Here is a 24,067-nt window from a genome sequence, read left to right as displayed (position 1 = left end):
GCGACGTTGCGCTCTACGGCGCCCCCCTCTGTCCTGCCGGACATCTCCCCCACGGGGAGGGAGATTGGCAGTTCCGCTGACGGCGATCCTCCTGCAACGTTGGAGATTGGCGAAACCGGGCGAGACATCCGATCTCCCCCCAAGTGGGGGAGATGTCCGGCAGGACAGAGGGGGACGCGAAGGAACGCAAGCTTTCGTCGGTCAAAGCCTTCCCAACCAGCAAGTTAGCGTCCATTCCGGAATCCGCGTCTGAGCTGTCTACACACGCTTTCGGTAGAGGCTGATCGTCATCTCCTTGCCGACACCCGCGGGCGTCAGCATGAAGTAATCATAGGTCGCGACCTCGCCCGACGGCCCGACCAGCCCCTTCGACCAGATCGGCGCCTCTTCCACCCGCATCTCGGCCCACTGCTGCGCGAATTCCGGGCTGAGCGCCTTGAGCGGATCGAGCACGGCGCGGATGTCGGGAGCCGCCGCGTAGCCGACCGTCGCCGCGCGGAACTGCGCGATCGCCGAGCGCGCCACCACCTCCCAGTCGGCAAACAGCACGCGCCAGGCGGGATCGAGGAAAAGCCGCTTGAGCAGGTTGCGCTTCGCCGGATCGTCCGGGTCGAACCCGCCGAACAGGCTTGCCGCCTCGTCGTTCCAGGCGATGAAATCCCAGGCGCGGTTCAGCGCATAGGCCGGGTTGGGCGAGAGCGTCGCCAGCAGGCCGGCTGCCCACGGCTCGGTCGAGGGGTTGCCCGCCGGCGAAGCCTCGGGCAGCCATTCCGGCTTCGCGAGCTTGAATAGGTGCTCGCGCTCGATCGGCAGGAGCTTCAGAACATCGGCGAGCGCATTGAGCACCTGCGCGGAGGGATTGGCGTTACGTCCCTGTTCCAGCCACGTGTACCAGGTGGCGCTGATGCCGGCGAGCAGCGCCACCTCCTCGCGCAGCAGGCCGGAAGCCCGCCTGCGCGTGCCGGTGCTGATGCCGTGCCGCGAAGGTTCCACCCGCTCGCGCATGGCGCGCAGAAAGCGGCCGAGCTCCTTGCGCCTGTCGGCCTCGGCCGTTCGTTCCAGCATGTCCGTACCTCGAAAGGGGTAGCGGCGCTACCAGCAGCGCCGCTCATCTTGTACCACCTGGCTACCAGTATAAATGGAGCAGCGCGTCTGACAACGCGCCGGTCGCACCCGACGCGGCCGACTGGCCAAGGATCCAAAAATGAATGCGCTGAAAAACATCAGGAACATCGACTACACCGTCATCTTCGCCCGCGACATGAAAGCGATGCGCGGCTTCTACGAGGACATTATGGGCTTTCCCGTCCATTCGACCCTGGGCGAGGGCTGGACCGCCTACCAGGTCGGCTCCTGCCTGCTGGCGCTGACGAAGCGCGGCGTGATGTTCGACGATGCGCCGGCGCCGGCGGGCGCGCTGTCGCTGCAGCTCGCCTTCCGCGTCGCGCCGGCCGATGTCGACCAATGCGCCAGGGCCCTGCGGGAGAAGGGCGTCGCCATCGAGATGGAGCCGACCGACCAGCCCTGGGGCCACCGCACGCTGTTCTTCCGCGATCCCGACGGGAACGTGCTGGAGATCTACGCGGAGATTTAGGGATCAGGGCAGGCGCAGGCCTTGCGCCTCCAGGAACGTGGAGAGGTGAGCCCTCCGGCGAAGGGCTTGGCCGCTACAGCGCCGACCTGTACAATCGTAAGGTGAATGCAGGGAGGGGAGGCGCGAGCTTGCGGCCTGATTGGAATCTCTGTCATTTGAGGGTTTGGGCCGTCATCGCCATCATGGCGCTTTGGCCCCACGCGGCGTCGGCCATCACGCCCGAACGGATCACGGTCGCCCTGTCGAAGCTCGAGGCACTGGCGCAAGGCGCAGTCGCCGATGGCGCGGTGCCCGGTCTCGCCATCGCGGTCGTTCACGACGACGAGATTGTCTTCCTGAAAGGCTTCGGCCATCGCGAGGCAGGCAAATCCGAGACCGTCGACGCCGACACCGTGTTCCAGATCGCCTCGCTTTCCAAGCCGGTCTCCGCCACGGTCGTGGCGGCGCTGGTCAGCGACCGGGTGGTGTCCTGGAATTCCAGGATCGCCGACCTCGATCCGGGCTTCCGGCTCGCCGATCCCTATCCGACCAGCGAGCTCACCATCCGCGACCTGTTCGCCCATCGCAGCGGGCTTCCGGGCACCGCCGGGGACGACCTCGAGGACATCGGCTACGACCGCGCCACCATCCTTGACCGCCTGCGCTTCGTGCCGCCATCGTCGAGCTTTCGCGCCGGCTACTCCTACAGCAATTTCGGGCTGACCGAGGGCGCAGTAGCCGCCGCCAGGCCGACGGGCAAATCCTGGGAGGAGGTCGCCGATGAAAAGCTCTATCGTCCGCTCGGCATGGCCTCGACCAGTTCCCGGAACGCCGATTTCATCAAGCGCGCCAATCGTGCCGCGCTTCACGTCAAGGTGGATGGCGCCTGGGCGGCGAAGATCAAGCGCGATCCGGACGCGCAGGCGCCTGCCGGCGGCGTCAGCTCCACCGCGCGCGATCTCGCGCAATGGGTGCGCCTGCTGCTGGGCGACGGCGTCTATGGCGGCAAGACGCTGATTGCGGCCGATGCGCTGGACCAGACGCATGTGCCGCTGATGACGCGCGGCAAGAACCCGGTCTCCGGCGGCGAATCCTTCTACGGCCTCGGCTGGAACGTCGAGTTCGGCCGGCACGGCCTGAGCTGGGGACACGCGGGTGCCTTCAGCGTCGGCGCGCGCACCCTGGTGACGATCTTCCCGAAGGACAAGCTCGGCATCGTCATTCTTGCCAACGCCTTCCCGACCGGCGTGCCGGAGGGGCTGTCCGACAGCTTTGCCGATCTGGTCTTCGACGGCAAAGTCGAGCAGGACTGGATCGAGGCGTGGGACGCGATCTACGCCGGCATGTTCGGTCCGGTGGTCGAGGCGGCCAAGGCCAGATATGCCGCGCCGCCGTCACCGGCGCGGCCGGCGGCACCGGCCAGCGCCTATGCCGGCCGCTATGCCAACGACTTCATCGGCGACGCGGTCGTATCTGGTACGGGAGACGGCCTTGTGCTCAAACTCGGGCCGGCCGGGGCGCGGTCCTATGTGCTGAGGCACTATGAAGGCGACCTGTTCCTGACCTATCCCGACGCCGAAACGCCGGACAGACCGGCGGGCGTCAGCTTCGTCGTCGGCGCCGACGGCAAGGCGTCCGCGATTACCATCGACTTCCTCGACGACAATCGCCTCGGCACGCTGCCGCGCGTGGGCGAATAGCGCAGCAGGTCAGCGCGCCTGGCCGTAGCGGAGCAGCTTGAAACAATCGCCGCTGCCCGACTTTGTCTGCGTCAGCACCGGTTTCGCGCGGTCGATCCATTCCTGCTGCGACTTGGCGTCGGCCTCGATCGCATCGGCCGGTCGAAGCGCGACGAAACTCTTGCCCTTGCTGAAGAGCCAGCAGGCGCGGGCGAGAAACCGCCTGCTGCGCTGGCGCAGCAGGTCGGCGTCATAGAATATGTCCAGCACCTCGTGCTTGATCTTCTGTTCCTTGTCGGGCTTGGCGACCGCCGCCTCGACCGGCTCGTCGCCGATCGCGTCATGCAGGTCCTTGTAGTCGAGGCCGAGCTGCGTCGTGGCGTATTTGATCTCGTTCTCGTCGCGCACGATGTTGAACCACAGCGTCGGATCGAGCTCGTTGACCACGAAGGTGTTTTCGAGGTCGCGCGACAGGTTCAGGATATCGAAATCTCGGACATCGATGTCACGTTCGACCAGCAGGATCTTTTCGACCTGCTTGCCGAGTTCGGCTCCTTTGGCGCTGATCGCGGCGTTGTTTCCGCCGAGTTCGGGACCGACATAGGCGCCGCCCTGGTCCAGCACCTCGTCGAACTCGCCGAGCGTTTCGATGACGGCGGCGCCGCGGGCAACGCGCGCGGCGAGCCTGGCCAAGACCTGCTGCAGCTCCGTCTCGCGCTTGCGCTGGTCCTGATAGTTCTGCTGAAAGAAGAAGATGAACAGCGAAACGCCGATGCCGATCAGGATCACGCCCAACTGCGAAAAGATGTTGCGGTAATATTCCAGCAGCTTTTCGCGGTGGCGTATGTCGTCGCGCACGCTGCGCGCCACATAGAGATTGACGATCAGCGAAAGGATCAGCAGCCCGGCGCCGACCAGGATGAGCCCGCCGATGAGGAGGTAGCCATGGCCTGCGTTGAAATCCATTCGCGTCCCCCGAAGCCCCGGATAACGCAGACTAATATACCATTCCGCCGAAACAACTATCCGAAGGGCCGAGGCGGGACGCAGCGTCTGCGGCGCTGCGGCAACGCTGGCGGTTGACCCTGCTGCCCATCCGGACGATATCCCGCTCAAAATCATCCCGAGACCCTCAATGACCGCAGACCTCAAACAACCAGCCGCCGCACGCGACGCCGACGCTGCCTGGCAGGACGACGTCCGCGCCGGTGTGCGCCATGTGCGCGACCTTGCGGCGCTGCCGCTCTCGCCGGCCGAGCGCGCGGCGGCGCAGGAAGCCGCGGCCGCTCACAAGGTGCGCGTGCCGAAATCCTATCTCGACCTGATCGACTGGAACGATCCCGACGACCCGATCCGAGCCCAGGTGATCCCGTCGCCGCGAGAACTCGTCGCCACCGAGGGCGAGCTCGACGACCCGATCGGCGACCACGCCTTCAGCCCGGTGCCGCGTCTGACGCATCGCCATGCCGACCGCGTGCTGTTGTTCCCCACCTATCAATGCGCGGTCTACTGCCGCTTCTGCTTTCGGAAGGAGTCGCTGACATCGATCGGCCGCGGCTACACACGGGAAGCGCTGGAGCCGGCGCTCGCCTATATCGCCGGGCATGAGGAGATCCGCGAGGTGATCCTGACCGGCGGCGATCCGCTGTCGCTGCCAGACAAGGTGCTCGCCGAAATCCGCTCCCGCATTGAGGCTATCCCGCATGTGCGGCTCTTGCGCGTCCACACCCGCGTGCCGGTGGCGCTGCCTTCGCGCATCACGCCCGGCATGGTGGCGGCCCTGCAGGGCAGGCTGATGGTGACGGTGGTGACCCACTTCAATCATCCGCGGGAGATCACGCCGGACACCGAAACGGCCTGCCGCACGATGCGGCAGGCCGGTTTCGTGCTGCTCAACCAGAGCGTTCTCTTGAAGGGCGTCAACGATCGCGTCGAGGTTCTGGAAGAGCTCTGCCGCGAGCTGATGTATCGCCTTGGGGTAAAACCCTATTACCTGCATCATGGCGATCTGGCGCCCGGCATGGCGCACCGCCGCACCACGATTGCCGAGGGCCAGGCGCTGGTCGCCGAACTGCGCGCCCGGCTCTCCGGCGTCTGCAATCCGACCTATGTCATCGATTTGCCCGATGGCGGCGGCAAGGTGTCGCTCGGCACAGGCCATATCGAAGGTTGCGATGGCGGGACATGGCGGATTCGCGGGCAGGACGGGAAGGTGAGGGACTACAAGGAAGTGGTGGCTTGACGACATCAGCACGGCGTTCCTTCGCGCCCCCCTCTGTCCTGCCGGACATCTCCCCCACTTGGGGGGAGATCAGACCTCACCGCGACTTTCGCTAATTGTCCACTTGGCAGAATTGAGCGGAGCGCTGAAACCGCCAATCTCCCCCCTTGTGGAGGAGATGTCCGACAGGACAGAGGGGGCGCTGTCCCGCCGACTTTTCAGGGACCAGTTCCTCGCTCTCTGCAAGGAACTTCCGTCCCGCGCCCCGCATTCTATGCGCGGGGGCTTAAGGAGTGCAGCGTGAAGGCTTTGTTGGGAATTGTCGGCGGCTTCGTGCTGACCTTGGCCGTGTTCGCCAGCGGGCTTGCCTTCGCCACCTGGCTGCTGGCCGCCAAGCCGGTGCGCCAGGCGACGCCGGCGATCGGCGTTTCCGAGCTTTGGACCAAGGATGCCCAGCCGGTCGATCCGGCGAAGCAGGATCTTGAACGCATCCCGGCCCAGCAGTCGGCCGGCGCGCCTGCCAAGGCCGGTGAGGGCGCCAAGGCGAATAGCGGCACGCAGACCGCCGCTCTCCCAACGCCGCAAACCGCCGCGCCGCAGCAATTGCAACCCTTGCCCGATGTCACCCCGCCGAGCGCTTCGCAGACGGGCCAGCCCGATGCCGCCGTCCAGCCTTCCGAGCAGCCTCCGGCCCAGCAGGCGCAATTGCCCGCCGCCCATCTCGAATGGTGCGCCAACCGCTACCGAAGCTACCGTCCGGAAGAAAACAGCTACCGCTCCTACAGCGGCGAACTGCGCCCCTGCGTCTCGCCTTATTTCGATCCCGGTGGCGACAGCACCGCTTCGACCGATGCAGGCCAGAATGGGCAAGTCGATCAAGGCGCGACGGCCGACGACCAGGCCGAGATGGAAGGCTACGCCCCCACGCGGGACGGCTACGCCGCCACCTACGGCGGCCCGCCGGAAGAGATCGCGCCTGGGGAACCGGCCCCCAGAGATCGGCTTTTGGGCCCGCAAATGTCGGGCGACCATGTCGACTACTGCTTCAGCCGCTACCGCACCTACGATCCGCAGGACAATACCTACCAGCCCTATGACGGCGGCCCGCGCCGGCAATGCGAGTAGGGGCGCTTTCCTCGTTCTTGCAGAGCAACACTGAAAGGCGCCAATCGCCACGGTGAAGGAGGCGCCATCGCGGACGCGGCGATCTCCCCCCTTGAGGGGGAGATGGTCGGCAGACCAGAGGGGGTGGCCTCGCGCCACTCGTTTCCGGTTGGCTTTGCGTGACGCAAGGACCGAGCGGAACCCGATACCTCGCGGAGACAAGCCTGAAACACAAAGCCTCCACAACCGGCATCCCCGCGAAACGCCTGGACATGATCCTCGCGCAGGCAAAAAAACGCGGAGGAGCGCGCCGCCCGCGAGGTGCAGTTGGCGGCCTGAGTTGGCTTTGGTCCCTCGCTTGGCGGAGCGAGGGACCGAGTGCGGCGGGGCGGCGAGGGGCTTCGTACGGCAGTTCCTCTCTCCGTCTCGGCCCGCCATCATTTCCGGACAGCCTTCGTCACGCGGCCGCGGAACGCGCAGAACCACGCCTTCCCCGCCCGACGGCCAGCCAGATCATCCACGCCAGGCCGAGAACCCAGGAAAGTACGATCGCGGCCGACTGCGCGGTCGTGAAGCCTTGCGTGCCGGCCACCCAGCCCTGCGCCAGATAGGCGAGGCCGCAAAGGCCGATCAGCCAGCCGACCGGCCGCGCAGTCCAGGCGGTGCGGGCGATCGCGGCCGCGAAGAGCAGCAAGGCGAGCCCCATCGCAAAATCCTGGTGGCTGCGCATTCCCCATTCGAGCCAGCGGATCGCCTCGGCGCTGGCGAAACGCGCCGCCTTCTCGGCCTCCGGCGCGCTCGCCCATGCGTTCACGGCCTGTTTCAGCGCCACGCCGTCGACGGCCTGCAAAGCGCCGTAGAGTGCCAGCGCCGCCACCGCCGCAGCGCCGCCCACGCGACCCAGCCAGCGCGCCGCTTCGTCCTCGCCATCCAGTGCGAAGGACAGCGCGACCAGGCCGGCGAGCAGCATCGCCATGCCGGCGAACTGGCCGACATGCACGGCGCTCCAGATCGCGTTCTCGGCATAGGTAGCGAAGATGGCGTGATGGTCGTTGGCGTCGCCGCCGGCGTGGAACTGCGTGACGACGATGTGGAGGATCTGTCCGGCAAGCAACAGTCGGGAGGAGAGGCGCAGACATCCCCACTGGCTGGAAGGTTGCCCGCCGGCGGCATCGCGCCGGTCGGCAGTGATGGCGGTGAGGCCGCCGCTGAAATGCGTGGTCGACATTTTTGGCTCCATGTTTCTTCGGTGGCGCGCCGAATATCCGCCCGCGTCCTCGCCGTATTGAACGTAGGGGCTGCCGGCTTTGGCGATTTGTGCGATACCGTCGCGATGGGGATTGTGGGCGTAGGCAGGATCATCTTCTGGGCGGGCGGCAGCCTGTGGATCGGGCAGGCCCTCGGACCGAGCGAGCTGCACGCCCACCACGCCGTGCAGGTCGGCATCGCTCTGTCGGACCATGTCGAGTTCCGGACGAGCGACAGCGTGCCGTGGCAGACCTATGCAGCCGCCGTCATCCCGCCGGACCTGCCGCACACCTTCCAGGCGCAGGGTAGGATGATCGCGCATCTGTTCTGCGCGCCGGAATCGGCGCTCGGCCGCGGCCTGATCGACCGCTCGGCAGCAAGCGCATCGTCGGCGTGCCGCCCGCCGAGATCGAACCGCACGCGCGGGCGCTGCGCTCGAAATTCGACGACGGCGAAGCGGACGAAGAACTCGAAGCCGCAGCGCTCGAAGTGCTCTACGCCCTTTCCGGAACTGTTCCGCCAGGCGGGGTCGATCCGCGCGTTCTCAGCGCCACGGCCTTCATCGCCACGCGGCTGGCCGAGCCGCTCGACCTCGAAACCGTGGCGGGCCACGTCGGCCTCTCGGCCGGACGCTTCAGGCACCTGTTCGTCGCCGAAACCGGCATTTCCTTCCGCGCTTATCTTCTCTGGACCAGGCTCAACCGGGCGCTCGAGCTCGGCTACGCCGGAGCCTCATGGACCGACGCCGCGCATGCCGCCAACTTCGCCGACGCCGCGCATCTGAGCCGCACCGCGCGCCGCATGTTCGGCTTCGCGCCGAGCTCCATGCGGCAGGTCCTGCCGGCGGCGTCGATGCCGCTGACGGCGTAGGAGCTTCGACGCGCGCCTCCTCGCAAGTGGGAGACAAGGCGCCTGCGCCTCAGCCCACAACCGTCCGCGCTTGTCGAGCCCAACCCAATGTTCGGCCGTGAAAGCGCCGCCGGGCTGGTTGATGAGTCCCTCATAAAGCACGTCCTCCATCGCCTCGTGCCGCTCATGCGAGATTGACCGCCGTCCACACCAAAAAATTGCGCAGTGCACAAATTTACGTTGCACCTGCGAAAGACGCGAGTTAGCCTTGCCTAAATTAGGTGGGGCTCGGGGATGCAGCGACGCGAAGCGTGGTTGGATGCGGCGAGGGGTTTTGGGATTCTACTGGTCGTTGCGGCGCATGTCGCCGGCGAGGGCCCGGGCGTCTTCAACGCCGAATTCGCCAGGGCGGCATTTCTGTTCCATATGCCGCTGTTCTTCATCTTGTCCGGCTATCTCCATAAGCCGGCGGAAACAGCACCTCTGCTGCGCAAGAAACTGCTCTCGCTTGCGGTCCCCTACGTCGCCTTCCTGGCACTGTTGACCGCGGCCGTGACCGCGCGGGATGCCGCAGCCGGTAAGATCCCGGCGCTGTGGCAGGTTCGGGCGGTGCTGGCCAATGACCTCCGCGGCGGCATGTACCTGGTGCGCGAATTCGGCGTCTTCTGGTTTGTCACCTGCCTCTTTTTCACGCAGCTGATCTACAACGAGGCCGCCAACCGCACCAAGGGTCCATCCGATCCCAGGATGTTGGGCTTCGTCGGCCTGTCGGTCGCGCTGGCCTACACCATCCAGGCCATGTGGCCGGGAAACTATTCCCCGCTGGCAATCGCTGCGGTTCCGCTGGCGATAGGGTGCTACTGGTTCGGGCATCTGATCGGCCGCAGGCGGCCTGGGATTCTCGCATCCTGCGCCTATATCGCGGTGGTCGGTCTCGCGGCGGGAATTGCCGCAAGCCACGGCGCGGACTTCTCGTTCAGTATGAAATATTCAAACTTCGGCTTGCCGCTGCTCGGGCTTCTGATCGCCTTGGCCATGTCTCTGGCCGTCCTGATAATCATGCGGTCTTTCGAGCCGGTCTCGTGGATGACCGGACCGCTCGCCAGGCTGGGCGAAGCCTCGCTCGTCATCATGTTCCTGCATCAGTTCATCCAATATTCGCTGCGCGATATCGGGATTTCGAACGAGCCGGCACTGCTTCTTGCAAGCGTCACCATTCCTTATCTCGCTTATCTGGCGCTGAAGCGCCTTCCAGAGCTCTCGCCGTGGTTTCTTGGAACCGGCGGAGGCCTGCCGGCCAGGCTGCTGGACCGGCTGGCGCACAGCCTGTCCTGGCGCCTGATTCGCTTCCAGGCGAGCCTGTTGGATAGCGGCGCCCCGATCGTGGCGTGGCTGGCCATCTCCGTCCGCTGGATGGCGAGGCGGCAGGGGCGCCCCCACGGCTTGCCGCAGGAACTGGTCGTGTCGCTGACCTCGTACCCCAAGCGCTATCCGAGCCTGGCCCTGACGCTGAAATGCCTTCTTGCGCAATCCATCCAGGCCGACCGGACCATTCTGTGGGTCGCGCATGAGGACTTCAATGCGCTGCCTGATGCCGTGCTCGACCTTCAGGCGGCCGGTCTCGAGATCCGCACCTGCAGGAACATCCGCTCATACAAGAAGATAATCCCGGCGCTCGCCGAGTTCCCCACGGCAACCATCGTCACCGCGGATGATGACGTCTATTATTCGGGACGCTGGCTCGAGGCCCTCGTTGCCCTTGCCCGCGACAAGACGATCGTGTGCCACCGCGCGCATGCCGTCAAATTCGACCAGTATGGTGATCTGGCTCCCTACGAGAAATGGCATTTCGACAAAGAAGCCGACCCGCGGCTGCTGTTCCCGACCGGCGTTGGCGGGGTGCTCTATCCACCCGGCTCGCTTTCCCCGGAAGTGACGGACGAGGCCCTGTTCCTGAAACTCTGTCCCAATGCCGACGACGTCTGGCTGTTTTGGATGGGCCGGCGCGCGGGCAGTTCCTACGTCAAGGTCCCGCGCGACTGGTCCCCCATTGCCTGGAACGGAACGCAGGAGACCGCGCTGCACCTGACCAACGTCGCCTCGCGCGGCAATGACGACCAGATCGCCAGGATCATGCGGCAGTTCGGATTTCCGGGCGAGGGGGCATCCTATGGTCGCCCGTAAGCCGAGGCAGGTTCCGCGCGACGATGGCGCAAGGCTGCCGAACCTTTCCCGGCGGTTCTTCCGCGACAACCGCATCGATGCTGGCAGGCTGATCGACGAGATCCTTCGTAAGACCGGAACGGATGGCCTTTTGATGCCTGACGAGGTTCGCAAGATCCTCGCCGCTGCCCTTGCCGGCTCGGCGAATGCGGCGGCTGACGATCCGCTGCCGATCCCAGACTAAGAGCCAGGCTATAAGCAATTCCAGGAAAAGTGCGAAGCGGTTTTCCGTCCGGAATTGCGTGAACAAAAGAGTGCAATCCAGGAAAAGTGCGTAGCGGTTTTCCGTCCGGATTTGCGCGAACAAAGAGTGCAATTCCAGGAAACTCCGAAGCGGCCGCCGCTATTTCCGCCTTGCTGGTTTTTTCTTTGGCGGTGCTTCGACAGGCCCGCGGGCGAGCCTGGCCGCGCGAAGCCGTTCTGTCTTTGCCTGCCGGGCTGCCGTTTCCCCATCGATTATCGCGCGCGCCGTCCTCGCGGTGGCTTCGCTCTTGGCGTCGCCCTTCGGCTTGAACAAACCAGTTTCAGCCATGGTCTACCTCGCTGCTTGAAACAAAGAAGGCCGGGCAAGCCCGACCCTCTCCCAAAGCATGTCTCCCGAAAGTGGAACCGGTTTCGGGAAAAGACATGCGTGAAATCAAAAGTGCTCCAAGGCCAGATGCCAGTACATCCGTGGTCAAAGGCCATGGATGCACTCAGGCCGCCTGGAGATTCTCCGCGGAACTCTTGCCGTTCCGCTGGTCCTTCACGATGTCGAAGCTCACCTTCTGGCCCTCCGCCAGGGAGCGCATTCCGGCGCGCTCGACGGCGGAGATATGGACGAACACGTCCGGCTGCCCATTGCCTTGTTCGATGAAGCCGAAGCCTTTGGTGGTGTTGAAAAACTTCACGGTCCCGGTAGTCATACGATTTTCCTTTCAAATCGACGCAAATCATCGCCGCTTGGCTTCATGCCAAACGTCGCAGTCTTCGAAATTGAGAGGGAAGATCGTCAGGGCGCCAAGGCGCGGAAACAACATTCGTTCCACAAGATCGATTTGAAAAAACATAGCGCTTGATCGAGATCACGACAAGGCGCGACAAATAATATTATCAATGGCTTTTGTGACGGACGGCTTCAGGACATGGCAGCGCACGCTCTATCGGCGGCGATGTGATCTCCGCAGCCTCGTTCATGGCGCCAAGGTCGCAGCGGTTAGCCACCGCCGCGCTCACGCTGGGCGGCGAGGCTCAAGCCAATCTGCCGCCTAACTCGTCCAGATCGAGCACCCGACCTTTTGCCCCGTAACGGGGTCCTGGACGAGTTTCGCATAGGCGCGGCGAAGACCAACCCTGTTGGCTTTGACTTCCTTGCTCGCGAGGTAGGCCGGATCGCCGACTTCCCAATGGTAGCGAGTGTTTGCCGGCGCGCGCTTCCAGGTGAATTTCGAGACGTAGGAAAGCTGGCCCGGCGTGGTGTCGGCGAACCGGCAGTCGATGGTCTCCGGTATCATTCCCTTCGCCGCCATCGCATTGACGGCCTCGTTGGCATTTTCCGTCGTCAGCCATTGGTCTATGCCGTTTGACCGGTATGCGTCCGTGCCGCTCATCTGGTATGCGTACATGCCGCCTGTCCGGAATGACGAGCATCCCGCAAGGGCTGCCAGCAACAAGGCGCCGATTGCCGCGCTTGCCCTGCCTGCCCGCTTGCTGGCCGTATGCTTGCTGCCTGCCTGATTGATGCACATGCCCCGTCTCCTTGCCCTGGAGGAATGAAAAATTAACCGTGCCGAATGATGCCGGTGCAACCTCTCTTCGTATATTAGGAACTTCACATGCCGACTCGTCCGGGCGCGGTCTTCGGCAGCGCGCGGAGCAGGCATTGTGGCTGCCCCGCCACAAAACTTAGCCGTGCCAGTTCCTTGACGACGCGCGCCCGCAAAATTAACCTTTTGTTAACCATTCGGCCGGCACCCTTTAACCATTGAGTAAGGATTCGTCTGGCCGTGACCTTCGCCGCCCCTTTGCACAACAAATCCATCCGCTTCCGCGCCCGCTCGTTCGTCGCTTTCACTCTCACCCCGGAAGCTCCCATCGACGACTGGCTGGAGGGTCTCGATCACTGGATCGGCAACTCGCCGGGCTATTTTGCCGGCCGCCCGGTGGTGCTCGATTTGAACACTTTGAAGCCGGGGCCGGAGGAGATCGCGGCGCTGGTCGGCACGCTCGCCCGGCGCGGCATCCGCGTCTACGCCATCGAGCTCGAGGGCGCCGATCTCGGGCCCGATTTGCCGCCGCTGCTTGCCGGCGCCAAGGAGGCGACCGCCGAAGGGCTGCTGGGCAGGGCCGCGCGCAAGGCGAAGGCGGAAGAAATCACGGTCGAGACGGCCGCTGTGGAAGACGTGCAGCCGGGGCAGGTGAGGGCACCGCAGGATGAGCTGGCAAAGCTCGATGCGGAGAACGCTGAAGTCGCCGAAGCAACCAAGGCCGAACCGGCGAGGTCGGGGCAGGGCACCGTGGAAGCGCGGCACGAGCCCGCCGCCGGCACGCTGATGATCAAGGCGCCGATCCGCTCCGGACAGTCGGTCTTCCACCCGCATGGCGACGTCATCGTGCTGGGCTCGGTCGCGTCCGGCTCCGAGATCGTCGCCGGCGGCTCGATCCATGTCTACGGCACGCTGCGCGGCCGCGCTATCGCCGGCTCGGAGGGCAATGTTTCGGCGCGCATCTTCTGCCGCAAGAACGAGGCCGAGCTGCTCGCCGTCGACGGCTGGTACACCACGGCCGAGGAAATGGAAGGCGTCTCGCGCGGCAAGGCCGTGCAGGCCTTCCTCGACAACGATGCGCTGTGCGTGGTGCCGCTCGGCTGAGTTTTTTAGGGCGGCAAGCTTCGGACCGGTTTCGCGTGCCAAAGTTGTTAACGAATCCGCCGTGCCCGGCACGGTCATGAGTAAAAATCGCCAATGGAGGCTGGATATATGGGCAAGGTAGTCGTGGTCACTTCGGGCAAGGGGGGCGTCGGCAAGACGACCTCGACGGCCGCGCTCGGCGCTGCCGTGGCCAAGACCGGCAAGAAGGTGGCGCTGGTCGATTTCGACGTCGGCTTGCGCAACCTCGACCTCATCATGGGTGCCGAGCGGCGCGTGGTGTTCGACCTCGTCAACGTCATCCAGGGCACCGCGAAGCTCTCGCAGGCGCTGATCCGCGACAAGCGGCTGGAGACGCTCTATCTGCTGCCGGCCTCGCAGACGCGCGACAAGGACGCGCTGACCGAAGAGGGCGTGGCCGAAGTCATCACCCGGCTGCGTTCGGTGTTCGATTATGTCTTCTGCGACAGCCCGGCCGGCATCGAGCGCGGCGCCCAGCTCGCCATGCGCTTCGCCGACGAGGCGGTCATCGTCACCAACCCGGAAGTGAGCTCGGTGCGCGACTCCGACCGCATCATCGGCCTGCTCGACGCCCGCACCATGAAGGCCGAGCAGGGCGAGCTGATCCAGAAGCACGTGCTGGTCACCCGCTACGACGCGGCGCGCGCGTCGCGCGGTGAGATGCTGTCGATCGACGACGTGCTGGAGATCCTGTCGACGCCGCTGCTCGGCATCATCCCGGAAAGCCAGGATGTGCTGCGGGCCTCGAACCTCGGCTCGCCGGTGACGCTCAGCGAGCCGATCAATTCCGCCGCCAAGGCCTATCTCGAAGCGGCAAGACGCCTGGAGGGCGAGGACCTGCCGGTGGTCGTCCCCTTCGAACGCAAGGGCTTCCTCGACCGGCTTCTCGGAAGGAGGGCGGCATGAGCATCCTCGACCTCTTCAAGCGGCGCACCAGCGCGCCGGTGGCGCGCGAGCGGCTGCAGCTGCTGCTCGCCTATGAGCGCCAGAGCCGCGGCCAGCCCGACCTGGTCTCCATCCTGCGCGAGGAGATCATGGCGGTCATCGCCAAGCACGTGCAGATCGACCAGGACTACCTCCAGGTCTCGATGGACCGCGGCGCGACCATGTCGACGCTGGAGATCGACATCCAGATCCCCAACAAGAGCGCCGTGCCGCTGGCGATGGCTGGGTAAAACTTACGAGCGCGTAATCTCCCCCCTTGAGGGGGAGATGGCCGGCAGGCCAGAAGGGGTCGTCTCACGTAAATCGCCGGCCTCATCTCACGGCACGCAAGGCGCTGGCGCTCCATGCGCGGCGACCCCCTCTGTCGCCTTCGGCGACATCTCCCCCTAGGGGGAGATTCCAGCCTCACTCCGGCTGATAAAGCTCGTCCATGCTGCGCGCCGCCATCTCGGCGAACGGCGCCTGCTTCTTCACCCTGCCATGCTCCAAAATCACCAGGTCGTCGCAGAACGAGATCGTCGAGTGGTGGTGGCTGATGACGATGGTGGTGCGGCGGCCGGCGCGCGATTTCAGCGTTTCCACGATCGCCGCTTCCGACAGCCCGTCCACCGCGTTGGTGGCCTCGTCGAGGATGAGGATATCCGGGTCGCGCAGTAGCGCGCGGGCGAGCGCGATGCGCTGCCTTTGCCCGGCCGACAGATTGACGCCGCGATAGCCGACGACGGTCAGGTAGCCCTGCGGCAGCCTTTGTATGAAGTCGTGCGCCTCGGCAAGCATGGCCGCGCGGCCAGCCTCTTCCGCGCTGGCCCTGTCCTTGCCGTAGGTGATGTTGTCGAGGATGGTGCCGTCCACCAGCTCCAGTTCCTGGCTGGCGAGAGCGATGTGGGCCCGCCATTCTGCCGGGTCGATCTCGTCGAGCGGCGCGCCGTCGACGAGGATCTTGCCGCCGTCCGGCTCGACGAAGCGACAGAGCAGGTTGACGATCGTCGTCTTGCCTGCGCCGGAGCGGCCGATCAGCGCCGTCGAGCGGCCGCGGACGATATCGAAGCTCGCCGCATGCAGCACCGCCGCGCGCTGCTCCTCATTGGCGTAGCTGAAGCTCACGCCCTCGAAGGCGATCTTCTCACCGAGGCCCGTGAACGGACGGCTGCCTTGCGGCGGGGCGGGCTTGCCTTCGGGGTCGAGCAGCCAGGTCACCTCTTCCAGCGAGCCCGAGAGCCCCTGCAACTGGCTCCAGATCATCTGCAGGGCTCTCACATGCGGCTGCAAGCGGTAGAGCAGGATGAGGAAGGCCGCGACCAGCGGGAAGCTCAAGCCGGCGAGCCAGGCGCCGATCACCACCGCCAGGAACAGCATGGCGTGCAGCACTTCCGTCAGCGGTGCCAGCGCGCCCTGGCGGTTGGCGAGCAGGAAGGCGGCGCGCCGCACGCTGTCGGACGCCCTGTCGAACGCCGCCTTCTCGCGCTCCTCCTGGCCGAAGATGCGGATCAGCCGCCCGGCATGGACCAGATGCAGCATCTGCGAGGCCAAGGCGCTGTTGCGCGCCGAAACGCTGCGGCTCGGTGCCCTCAGTTGCGCCGACAGCGCCATATGCGCCGCCTGGACGAGCGCCAGCCCGAGCATCACCAGGAGCGTCATCTGCCAGGAGAGCAGCAGCAGGAAGGCGAGCAGGATGAGTGCCGCCGAGGCGCTGACGATGGCGCCGAGCATCCCCTGGATGGCGTCCGAGGCGCGCCAGGATTCGCTGGAGATGATGTTGAGCAGCCGCCCTGGGCTCTCCTTCAGGAAGAACGGATAGCCGACCTCGAGCAGCCGCTCGGCAAGCGCGCCGCGGATCGCCTGGCCGGCCTTGCCGTAGATATGCGCGGTGAGCACCGAATTGGCGAAAGCGAGCAGGTTTTTCAGCAGGATCGAACCGAGGATCGCGGCCGAAATCGCGATCAGCCGCTCGCGCTCGCCAAGCCCGGCGCCGACCTTCTGCAGAAGGGCGGACAGGCCCGCCATGCCGGTCGCCTCGCCATGCCCCATGATGATGCCGAGCAGCGGTATGATCAGCCCGATGCCGAAGCCTTCGAGCGCGGCACCGGCAAGCCCGAGCGCGACGACGACAGGCAACAGGCCGAGCTGGCGGCGGTCGAGCGCCCGTCGCAGCATCGACAGCCCCAGCATCTTGCGCCCACTCATCTTGCGCCCGCTCATCGTGCGCCGGCCTCTGCCTTGGCCTCGGTGGGTTCCTGGGCCGGCTGCGGCTGCCGATCCGGCCGCCTGGCCAGCACGAGGGCCATGAATTTCGCCGCGCCAGCGAGGTTCATCAGCACGATCGGCCAGTGCGACAGCCTGAGCTCCTGGTCGAAGCGCGGGCCGCCGATCAGCTCGCGCAGGGCCGACCGCATCGCCCAGTAGAAGTGGCGCAGCAGCCAGGGCGCACGGCGCAGATGCTTGAGACAGAGCGCGCCATTGCCGAAATGATAGTCGCGGTGCAGCCGGTCGACCGCCTTGCGGTTGCGCCGGCCATGGTGATGGAAGATCGTCATGTCGGGCACATATTCCACCGCCATGCCGGCAAGCACGGCGCGCACCAGATAATCCGTGTCCTCGGCCGAGCGCAGCGCCCCGCCGGCGCCGAGACGTTCGTCGAAGGGGCCGATGCGGGCGGCGACGTCGCGATGCATGGTCATGTTGCAGCCTAGCACGAAGCCGCCCGGATGGACGGCCGGCGTCAGCCGCTGGCGCTCCTCGCAGCGCTTGATGGTGAAGGGCAGGTCGCGCGCGTCGCCGATCTCGACGCGGCCGCCGCGGATCAGCCATTTCTCGCCGCTTGCATAATGCCGCTCGAGGTCGACGAGGTAGTTGCGGTCGAGCCTGCAATCGTCGTCGATGAAGACCAGCACCCGTCCGCGCGCCCGGGCGAGCCCCGCATTGCGCGCCGCCGCCAGTCCGGGACGCGGCTCGCGGATCGCGGTCAGCGCGATGTCGGAGGTCGCGGCGATCCGCGAAAGATAATCGGCCGTGCCGTCGCGCGAGCCGTTGTCGACCACCACCAGCTCGGCGGCGAAGGCTGGGTGCGCGCGGCAGGCGGCGCGGATCGAGTCGATGCAGGCTTTCAGCACCGTCGCGCGGTCGCGCGTGCAGACGATGAAGGAGACCTGCGGCCGCTGCCTGGGCCAGGGAGGGGCAGGCAGGACCGGGTGCCACGGCAATGGACGGCGCTCGGCGTTCATGGGGAGAGCTCCGCGCTGTGACGTCGCGGGGCGAGCGGGGCGCCGAAGCTGCTAATCTCCCCCTTGTGGGGGAGATGGCCGGCAGGCCAGAGGGGGGCGCGAAGGAACGCCTGCTTTGATGGTTGGCTGGTTTCAGACTGGCGAAGTCGGGCCGCCAATGGCTGAAAAGTAGGGCGGGACAGCGCCCCCCTCTGTCCTGCCGGACATCTCCCCCACAAGGGGGGAGATTGGCGGTTGCGACGCCTCGCCTCATGCCGCCCCCATCCGATAAGGCGCAAGCACGGACGCCGCCGGCGCGGATTTGAAGCGGTAGGCGACCCAGTCGGCGCGTTTGCCCGCCCACATCGAGGCCTGGCTCAGCCATGGCGCCCAGGCGCCGGGGCGCAGCGCATATTGCTCGCGGCGGCGGATCGCCTTCCATTTCGCGCTCAGCGTCAAAAGCTCATGCGTGAACGCCGGTTGCTCCTCGTCGTTGACGAGCTGATAGAGGAAATAGAAGAGGTTGAGCGCCCCGGCCTCGTAGCCCGGCCGCACTGCCGCGGGCAGCGCGGCAATCCGCCCTTCCAGCGCGCGGATGAAGGCTGCCGCCCGGGCCACGGTGTCGAAGGAAACCTGATCGCCGATGGCGCGCAAATCCTCACTGTCTTCCGCCAGGCCCTCGCGCTCGAGATTCTCGCCGACGATCCTGAGATGCGTACGCCGCATCTCGCTGGTGTGCCGGCTGGTCACGCTGCCGGGATGCCCGCGGTAGACCAGCAGGCTCTCCTCCATCAAGGCAGCCGGATAGAGGTCGGTGAGCCGCCGAAAGAGGTCGAAATCCTCTGCATGCCGGTAGACGCCGTCATAGTGCAGATCGGCCTCGCCGATGACCCGGCGGTTGTAGACTACGGTCGGGTGGATGAAGATCGTGAAGAACTTCGACAGCACCGGGAGGCCGAGCCGGAACACCGGATCGAGCCGCCCCTTAGCGATGCGGCCGTGCAGCAGCGGATCGACGAGCGCGCCGCAGAAGCCGAGTTCCGGCCGCGCGGCAAACAGCGCCGCCTGGCGCGACAGCCGCCACGGATAGGCGAAGTCGTCGGCGTCCATGCGCGCGACGAGCTCGCCCTGCGCGACCGCCAGCCCCTCATTGAGACTGGCGACCAGGCCGCGGTTCTCACGCGAGATGATGGACACGCGGCTGTCGGCTTTGCGGGAGCGCTCGAGGATCTCCAGCGACCGGTCGGTCGAGCCGTCGTCGATGGCGATGACTTCGAGCCGGCCGTAGTCCTGCCGCAGGATCGAACCAATTGCAGCGCCGACATAGGGCTCGGCATTGTAGACCGGCAAAAGCACGGAGATGAGGGGAGCGGCGCTCGCCATTATCGTCTCGCTTCCGTGTGCCGAAGGTCGAGCGCTGAACCGCCGGCCGTCGGGCTGATCCAGCTGATCTCGCCCGGCGAGCGCGCGCGCCGTACATACGGGAAATAACGCTTGAGGCTGTTGAGCGGCTTCTCGAAGAAGGTCCAGGAGAGCGAGGCGGCGATCAGCGTAGCGGCGCCGGCGACCAGGAAACGGCCCGGTCCCTGTTCCGAGACGTTGAGCGGGATCCATGGCTGCGCCTTGACGGCATAGGCCAGAAGGATCGGGTGGTACAGATAGACGCCGTAGCTTATGCGACCGAGCGCGAGCAGCGGCGGCAGCTCGGCCAGCCGGCCGAGCCTGCCGCCGAGGCCGTTCGAGCAGGCGGCGACGATCGCCGCCAGCGGCACCAGCGGCAGCACCTGCACCAGCACCCAGCGCGGCCACTCCCATGTCGAGCTCGCCGGCCCCGGATCGGACCAGACGACGAGCAGGAAAACCGCCGCCTGGGCCGGCCAGGAGAGCCGCATCCATTGCGGGATGTCCGCGCCCCTGGCGCGGCGCGCGGCAAGCAGGGCGCCGCAGGCGAGCGCGTCCATCGAGGCCGGCGGCAAAAGGTCCCGCGCCAGCGCCGGATTGGCCGCGATCGGCCAGTAGAAGCGGTAGGCGAGCGAGAAGCAGATGACGCCGATGGTGATCGCCTCGATGCGCTTGCGCGGCGCCAGAAGCACGATCAGCGGCCAGGCGAGATAGAACTGCTCCTCGATGCTGAGGCTCCAGAAATGGCAGAGCAGCCAGGGGTTCCAATCGTTGCGCAGCGCATACCAGAAATTCGAGAGATAGAGCGCATGCCAGGCGAGCGAGGATCTGGACTGCTCCAGGTCGGTGAGCCAGACGAGCCCCAGCACCGCGAAATAGGGCGGGAAGATCCGGATCGCGCGCCTGGCATAGAAGGAACGCAGCGCCGGTCCCGCGGCGAATGCGTCGGTATCGCGCGCGTCCAGCAAAAGCCGGGTGATCAGGAAGCCGGAGAGCACGAAGAACAGCCGCACGCCGAGATGGCCGAGGAAGGAAGTGCCGTTCGGCGCAAGGAAATGCGCGTAGAGCACCAGCGTCACGGCAACGGCCCGCAGCGAATCGAGTTGGACATCACGCGCGTTCGCCATCAGCGGCTTCCACAAGGTCCGTGGTGCCAGGCGGCATAGGCTGCGCAAACCCTACCGCTGCCTGCCGACGAATCTCCGTCCGAGCCGAGGGTGCAATCCTTGCCGGCCAGCCGAATGCCCATGCGGGTCAAAATAATGGCATCCTCCACTGGGCATGCCCCCGGCCCACGATTGTCGCGGTCGATGTTGCAGCGCAACACAAAATGCTTACAGCGCTGAAATAAAGATGTGATGCCGACAACCGGGGGAATAGTTGCCCCTCAAATTACGATCTGAAATGTCCAATGGTCCCATATATTGATGGGCAGTTGGTCTGATCCTCACGGAAGTATTTATCGCCAACGATGGTGAGAAGGTTTGCCGGCAACCACGGCGGGAAACGCCTGATACTGGACGGAGGTCTCCGGCGTAACCATTGATTCTTATGTCGCTGCCTACCAAAGAGCCTTTGGATTTCAATGCTTTGTGCAGCGCAGCAGGCTTCGGGGAGAGGGCGGTGGTCGTCGCCTCGCCCTGTCCTAGCATCCGCCGCCCGCTGCCTCACGACAGCGCGGCCGCCAGGCCCTATCTCCGCATCCGACCATGCTGGCGGGGAGAGGAAGTGACGCCGACGTCGATCGCAAAACCGGAGGCGCAGCTGGGCGCCTTGCCCGTCCTCGGCCTGCTTGGCGCCATTCTATCGGTGCAGGTGGGCGCCGCCTTCGCCAAGGGCCTGTTCCCGGTCCTCGGGGCGGAGGGCACGACGATGCTGAGGCTTGCCATCGGCGCGCTGATGCTGGCGGCGGTGCTGCGGCCGTGGAAGGTGCTGCCGACGCGCCAAGGTTTGCCATGGCTTGCCGCCTACGGCGTCACCGTTTCGGTCATGAATCTGCTCTTCTATGCCGCGCTCGAGCGCATTCCGCTGGGCGTCTGCGTCGCGCTTGAATTTACCGGCCCGCTTTTCGTCGCGACGCTGGGCTCCAGGCGCCTGCTCGATCTCGTCTGGGTGGTGCTGGCGGTCGCTGGCATCGTGCTGCTTTCGCCGTTTGCTGACGTCGACCATGTGGCCGATGTCAGCCGCGGGCTCGATCCGGCGGGCGTGTTGCTCGCGCTTGCCGCAGGCTGCTGCTGGGGGCTCTACATCATCTTCGCGCAGAAGGCCGGCGCCGGCCTTGGCGCCCGTACCTCGGCCTATGGCATGGCGATCGCGGCGCTTGTTGCGCTGCCCTTCGGCTTCACCGCCGCGCAACCCTATCTCACCGACCCGCATGTCATGACGGGCGCGGTCGTCGTCGGGCTGTTTTCCAGCGCGCTGCCCTTCTGGCTGGAGATGATGGTGCTGGCCAGAATGCCGGCGAAAGTCTATGGCATGATCGTCTGTCTGGAGCCTGCGGGCGGCGCGCTGACCGGCTTTCTTTTCCTGCATGAGAGCTTGAGCGCCTTGCAATGCGCTGGTATCGGCGCAGTGATCGCCGCCGCTTTCGGCGCGGCCGTGACGGCGAGGGCGCCGGTTCCGTCGCCCGGCTGACGCATGTCGCCCAAAAGTGCGCAGCGGTTTTGGGAGAACGACATGCGTAAACCAAGGACGCATGTCGCCCGAAAGTGCGCAGCGGTTTTGGGAGAACGATCGCGGCGTGCTTTAAGCCGCTGGCAGGGCGAGGAAAAAGCCGTGCGCGCAGCTGCGCCGGACTACATCCGGTGGTTGAGATAAGACTTAGGTCTTATGCCTTTGCGGAAAAGGTCTGAGAAAACAAGACAAGGGTCGTGGGCCACTTCCCCATGACGCGCTGATTGGGGATGCTGATGCTGCGACATTGCCGGTGGGGTAGTTCGGCCGAAGGGCTGGATGGCCGGTATGGGGAGAATGGGATGCGCGCAGCGCGCATGGGCTGCAGGCTTGGCTTGCGAGCGCTCACTGCGCTGGCGTTGTTTGTCGCGCCTCTTCAACTCTCCTTAGACGGTTCTGTCGTGACCAAGGCCTATGCCGGCAAAGGCGGCAATGGCAATGGCGGTGGAAATAGCGGCAACGGCGGAAATAGCGGCGGAAACGGCAGCGGGAACGGAAATAGCGGGAACGGCGGCTCTAACGGCAACTCCGGCGGCAACAGCGGCAGCAGCAACGGCGGTGGAAATAGCGGCGGCAACAGCGGCAACGGAAACAGCGGTTCGAACGGTAACGGCAATAGCGGGAACGCCGGGGGTAACAGCAACAGCGGTGGAAACAGCGGCAACAGCAAGGGCGCGACGAACAGCGCCTCCAACAATGCCGCCAGCACCGCCGATGTCGATGATCATGTGAACGCGGCGACCGGCGACAAGGTCGAGGTCAGCGGCAACAGCATCCAGGTCACGCACCGGAACGGAATGAAGGAGAGGATCGAGAACGGCCGTTTCAGGATGGAGGACAAGTTTGGTCGCACCATCGTCGAGCGCAAGGCCACAATGGCCGATCTCAGTCGCCTGAAGAGTTTGTGAGAGCGAGGTTCTATCTGGATTAGATCGTTAAGGGGCCAAAGGCCAGCGCTGCAAAATCAGGTTGCCACCTTTTGCTTCGTCTCTTCGGTCCTGATCGTCTTATGACAGAACTCCCGCTGCTCACCTTGCCCCCGCCCTTTGGCGGGGGTACTTTTTTGGGCCCTTGGGCACGGTTGCCGGATAGATGGACCCTTGGCGCATGGCCCCGCAGGTCGGGGGAGAATCCATACGCAATCAAAGTGTTACAGCGCCTTTTTGCGCCCAGGTGACGCTTTGCGCCATAGGATGCCGCGGTTCGTTTGAGCGTCCGCGTGGTTCTCGCAAGCCCCAGTCATAGTGAATTGCCGGCGAATTTCCAAGCGATTTGGTTAACGCTGCGGCAGTCGCGGCTTCGAGCTGTTCTCCCAGTGGTTGCGACAATGGTCCCCAAACGGCCGCAAAAAAGTCCGACTGGACATGGCATGGGTCGTGGGCCGCTTCCGTAGCCTTACCAAACTGTGAATCCTTTCCTGGTGAAGACACCGGTTCCGCCTTGGCTTGGCCGAGAGCGGAACTTCGGCATGGCCGAGGCGGGACCGGCATGAAAAGGACAGCATGCGCGATCCCGCCTTCAGAAGGCTTGCCCGCATCACGCTGCGCGCCACGGCCGCGCTGGCGCTCGCTGTCGCGACTTTTCATTTCATGCCCGATAGCGCGGCCAAATTCCTCATGGCCACCGCTTATGCCGGCAACGGCAATGGTGGAGGCAATGGCGGCGGCGGCGGCAATGGCGGCGGCAACGGCGGCAACAGCAGCGGGGGCAATTCGAGTAACGGCAACGCTGGTGGCAACAATGCCAATGCCGGCCCCGGCAACAACAGCGGCAAAGGCAACACCAACCCGGGCAAGGCAAGTCATGTCGATGCCAATACCGGCGATACCGTCGAGATCGACGGCAACAAGATCACGGTGATCCACCGCAACGGCATGAAGGAGGAGATCGAGAACGGCCGCTTCGAGATGACCGATGCGCAAGGCCGCACCATCGTCGAACGGCGGGCGACACAGGAGGATCTGGCCCGCCTGCTAAGCTTGTGAGGGTTGAGAGAAGCTACCCCCTTTTCCCGTACCCTTGCATGTCACCCCCGTCTTCCGGAGGCGGGGGTGATTTGCGTTTAGGGGAACTGAGGAACTGAG

The 24,067-nt window shown here is 65.4% G+C and carries 23 protein-coding genes; 13 read left to right on the top strand and 10 right to left on the bottom strand.

The window, feature by feature from the left end; genetic code table 11:
- Positions 1-258: 258 nt before the first annotated feature.
- Positions 259-1,065: a helix-turn-helix transcriptional regulator gene (locus tag QAZ22_RS25435; protein WP_278203466.1), complete on the bottom strand. Its 807-nt coding sequence runs from the start codon at positions 1,063-1,065 to the stop codon at positions 259-261.
- A 139-nt stretch (positions 1,066-1,204) separates the two neighbouring features.
- Between QAZ22_RS25435 and QAZ22_RS25430 the strand changes: the two genes are divergently transcribed.
- A complete protein-coding gene (locus tag QAZ22_RS25430) occupies positions 1,205-1,594 on the top strand; it encodes a VOC family protein (protein WP_278203465.1) in 390 nt (129 codons plus the stop codon).
- 128 nt (positions 1,595-1,722) lie between these two features.
- Entirely contained in the window at positions 1,723-3,273 is a 1,551-nt protein-coding gene (locus tag QAZ22_RS25425; protein ID WP_278203464.1) for a serine hydrolase, read from the top strand.
- A gap of 9 nt (positions 3,274-3,282) precedes the next feature.
- On the opposite strand, the gene QAZ22_RS25420 is transcribed toward QAZ22_RS25425, so the two are convergent.
- A complete protein-coding gene (locus tag QAZ22_RS25420; RefSeq protein WP_278203463.1) occupies positions 3,283-4,218 on the bottom strand; it encodes a hypothetical protein in 936 nt (311 codons plus the stop codon).
- A 169-nt stretch (positions 4,219-4,387) separates the two neighbouring features.
- Between QAZ22_RS25420 and QAZ22_RS25415 the strand changes: the two genes are divergently transcribed.
- Together QAZ22_RS25415 and QAZ22_RS25410 are read left to right on the top strand one after the other, a co-directional pair.
- Entirely contained in the window at positions 4,388-5,494 is a 1,107-nt protein-coding gene (locus QAZ22_RS25415) for a KamA family radical SAM protein (RefSeq protein WP_278203462.1), read from the top strand.
- A 279-nt stretch (positions 5,495-5,773) separates the two neighbouring features.
- Entirely contained in the window at positions 5,774-6,598 is an 825-nt protein-coding gene (locus tag QAZ22_RS25410) for a BA14K family protein (RefSeq protein ID WP_278203461.1), read from the top strand.
- 436 nt (positions 6,599-7,034) lie between these two features.
- On the opposite strand, the gene QAZ22_RS25405 is transcribed toward QAZ22_RS25410, so the two are convergent.
- Positions 7,035-8,039 carry a hypothetical protein gene (locus tag QAZ22_RS25405; RefSeq protein WP_278203460.1) on the bottom strand — a complete coding sequence of 335 codons (1,005 nt, stop codon included), beginning with the start codon at positions 8,037-8,039 and terminating at the stop codon, positions 7,035-7,037.
- A gap of 179 nt (positions 8,040-8,218) precedes the next feature.
- Here QAZ22_RS25405 and QAZ22_RS25400 point away from each other — a divergent pair, with 179 nt between their 5' ends.
- The 3 genes from QAZ22_RS25400 to QAZ22_RS25390 all read left to right on the top strand — a co-directional run bounded on the left by QAZ22_RS25400 (position 8,219) and on the right by QAZ22_RS25390 (position 11,081).
- Entirely contained in the window at positions 8,219-8,695 is a 477-nt protein-coding gene (locus QAZ22_RS25400; RefSeq protein WP_278203459.1) for an AraC family transcriptional regulator, read from the top strand.
- 273 nt (positions 8,696-8,968) lie between these two features.
- Positions 8,969-10,858, top strand: coding sequence for an acyltransferase family protein (locus tag QAZ22_RS25395; RefSeq protein ID WP_278203458.1), 1,890 nt, complete (start codon positions 8,969-8,971; stop codon positions 10,856-10,858).
- On the top strand, positions 10,845-11,081 hold the full coding sequence (locus QAZ22_RS25390; protein WP_278203457.1) for a hypothetical protein: 237 nt from the start codon (positions 10,845-10,847) through the stop codon (positions 11,079-11,081). The genes QAZ22_RS25395 and QAZ22_RS25390 overlap by 14 nt, the downstream gene beginning before the upstream one ends.
- Before the next feature lie 159 nt (positions 11,082-11,240).
- On the opposite strand, the gene QAZ22_RS25385 is transcribed toward QAZ22_RS25390, so the two are convergent.
- The 3 genes from QAZ22_RS25385 to QAZ22_RS25375 all read right to left on the bottom strand — a co-directional run bounded on the left by QAZ22_RS25385 (position 11,241) and on the right by QAZ22_RS25375 (position 12,624).
- The gene (locus QAZ22_RS25385; RefSeq protein ID WP_278203456.1) at positions 11,241-11,429 is read right to left on the bottom strand and encodes a hypothetical protein; all 189 of its coding nucleotides are present in this window, start codon (positions 11,427-11,429) and stop codon (positions 11,241-11,243) included.
- A gap of 163 nt (positions 11,430-11,592) precedes the next feature.
- Positions 11,593-11,802 (bottom strand): cold-shock protein, encoded by a 210-nt coding sequence (locus QAZ22_RS25380; protein ID WP_278076840.1) that lies wholly within the window; start codon positions 11,800-11,802, stop codon positions 11,593-11,595.
- 342 nt (positions 11,803-12,144) lie between these two features.
- Positions 12,145-12,624, bottom strand: coding sequence for a hypothetical protein (locus QAZ22_RS25375; protein ID WP_278203455.1), 480 nt, complete (start codon positions 12,622-12,624; stop codon positions 12,145-12,147).
- A gap of 258 nt (positions 12,625-12,882) precedes the next feature.
- On the opposite strand from QAZ22_RS25375, the gene minC reads away from it, so the two are divergent.
- The 3 genes from minC to minE all read left to right on the top strand — a co-directional run bounded on the left by minC (position 12,883) and on the right by minE (position 14,939).
- On the top strand, positions 12,883-13,746 hold the full coding sequence (minC, locus tag QAZ22_RS25370; RefSeq protein WP_278076838.1) for a septum site-determining protein MinC: 864 nt from the start codon (positions 12,883-12,885) through the stop codon (positions 13,744-13,746).
- Positions 13,747-13,854: 108 nt separating this feature from the next.
- On the top strand, positions 13,855-14,670 hold the full coding sequence (minD, locus tag QAZ22_RS25365; RefSeq protein WP_278203454.1) for a septum site-determining protein MinD: 816 nt from the start codon (positions 13,855-13,857) through the stop codon (positions 14,668-14,670).
- Positions 14,667-14,939: a cell division topological specificity factor MinE gene (minE, locus tag QAZ22_RS25360; protein ID WP_040973218.1), complete on the top strand. Its 273-nt coding sequence runs from the start codon at positions 14,667-14,669 to the stop codon at positions 14,937-14,939. The genes minD and minE overlap by 4 nt, the downstream gene beginning before the upstream one ends.
- A gap of 175 nt (positions 14,940-15,114) precedes the next feature.
- Here the strand turns inward: minE and QAZ22_RS25355 are convergent, their stop codons facing one another.
- The 4 genes from QAZ22_RS25355 to QAZ22_RS25340 form a co-directional block, all read right to left on the bottom strand.
- Positions 15,115-16,908: an ABC transporter ATP-binding protein gene (locus QAZ22_RS25355; protein WP_278203453.1), complete on the bottom strand. Its 1,794-nt coding sequence runs from the start codon at positions 16,906-16,908 to the stop codon at positions 15,115-15,117.
- The gene (locus tag QAZ22_RS25350) at positions 16,905-17,930 is read right to left on the bottom strand and encodes a glycosyltransferase (protein ID WP_278203452.1); all 1,026 of its coding nucleotides are present in this window, start codon (positions 17,928-17,930) and stop codon (positions 16,905-16,907) included. The genes QAZ22_RS25355 and QAZ22_RS25350 overlap by 4 nt, the downstream gene beginning before the upstream one ends.
- Positions 17,931-18,179: 249 nt before the next feature.
- Positions 18,180-19,292, bottom strand: coding sequence for a glycosyltransferase family A protein (locus tag QAZ22_RS25345; RefSeq protein WP_278203451.1), 1,113 nt, complete (start codon positions 19,290-19,292; stop codon positions 18,180-18,182).
- A complete protein-coding gene (locus QAZ22_RS25340; protein ID WP_278203450.1) occupies positions 19,292-20,437 on the bottom strand; it encodes an acyltransferase in 1,146 nt (381 codons plus the stop codon). Before QAZ22_RS25340 ends, QAZ22_RS25345 begins: the two co-directional genes overlap by 1 nt.
- Positions 20,438-21,038: 601 nt before the next feature.
- Between QAZ22_RS25340 and QAZ22_RS25335 the strand changes: the two genes are divergently transcribed.
- From QAZ22_RS25335 to QAZ22_RS25325, 3 genes are all read left to right on the top strand, one after another.
- Positions 21,039-21,944 (top strand): DMT family transporter, encoded by a 906-nt coding sequence (locus QAZ22_RS25335; protein WP_278203449.1) that lies wholly within the window; start codon positions 21,039-21,041, stop codon positions 21,942-21,944.
- A gap of 341 nt (positions 21,945-22,285) precedes the next feature.
- A complete protein-coding gene (locus QAZ22_RS25330) occupies positions 22,286-22,891 on the top strand; it encodes a hypothetical protein (RefSeq protein ID WP_278203448.1) in 606 nt (201 codons plus the stop codon).
- A gap of 594 nt (positions 22,892-23,485) precedes the next feature.
- On the top strand, positions 23,486-23,968 hold the full coding sequence (locus QAZ22_RS25325) for a hypothetical protein (protein WP_278203447.1): 483 nt from the start codon (positions 23,486-23,488) through the stop codon (positions 23,966-23,968).
- Positions 23,969-24,067: the final 99 nt, after the last annotated feature.

The organism is Mesorhizobium sp. WSM4906, from assembly GCF_029674625.1.
Taxonomy (GTDB): domain Bacteria; phylum Pseudomonadota; class Alphaproteobacteria; order Rhizobiales; family Rhizobiaceae; genus Mesorhizobium.
The sequence above is the reverse complement of the archived record's forward strand: the minus strand, read 5'-3'. Positions and strand labels throughout refer to the sequence as shown.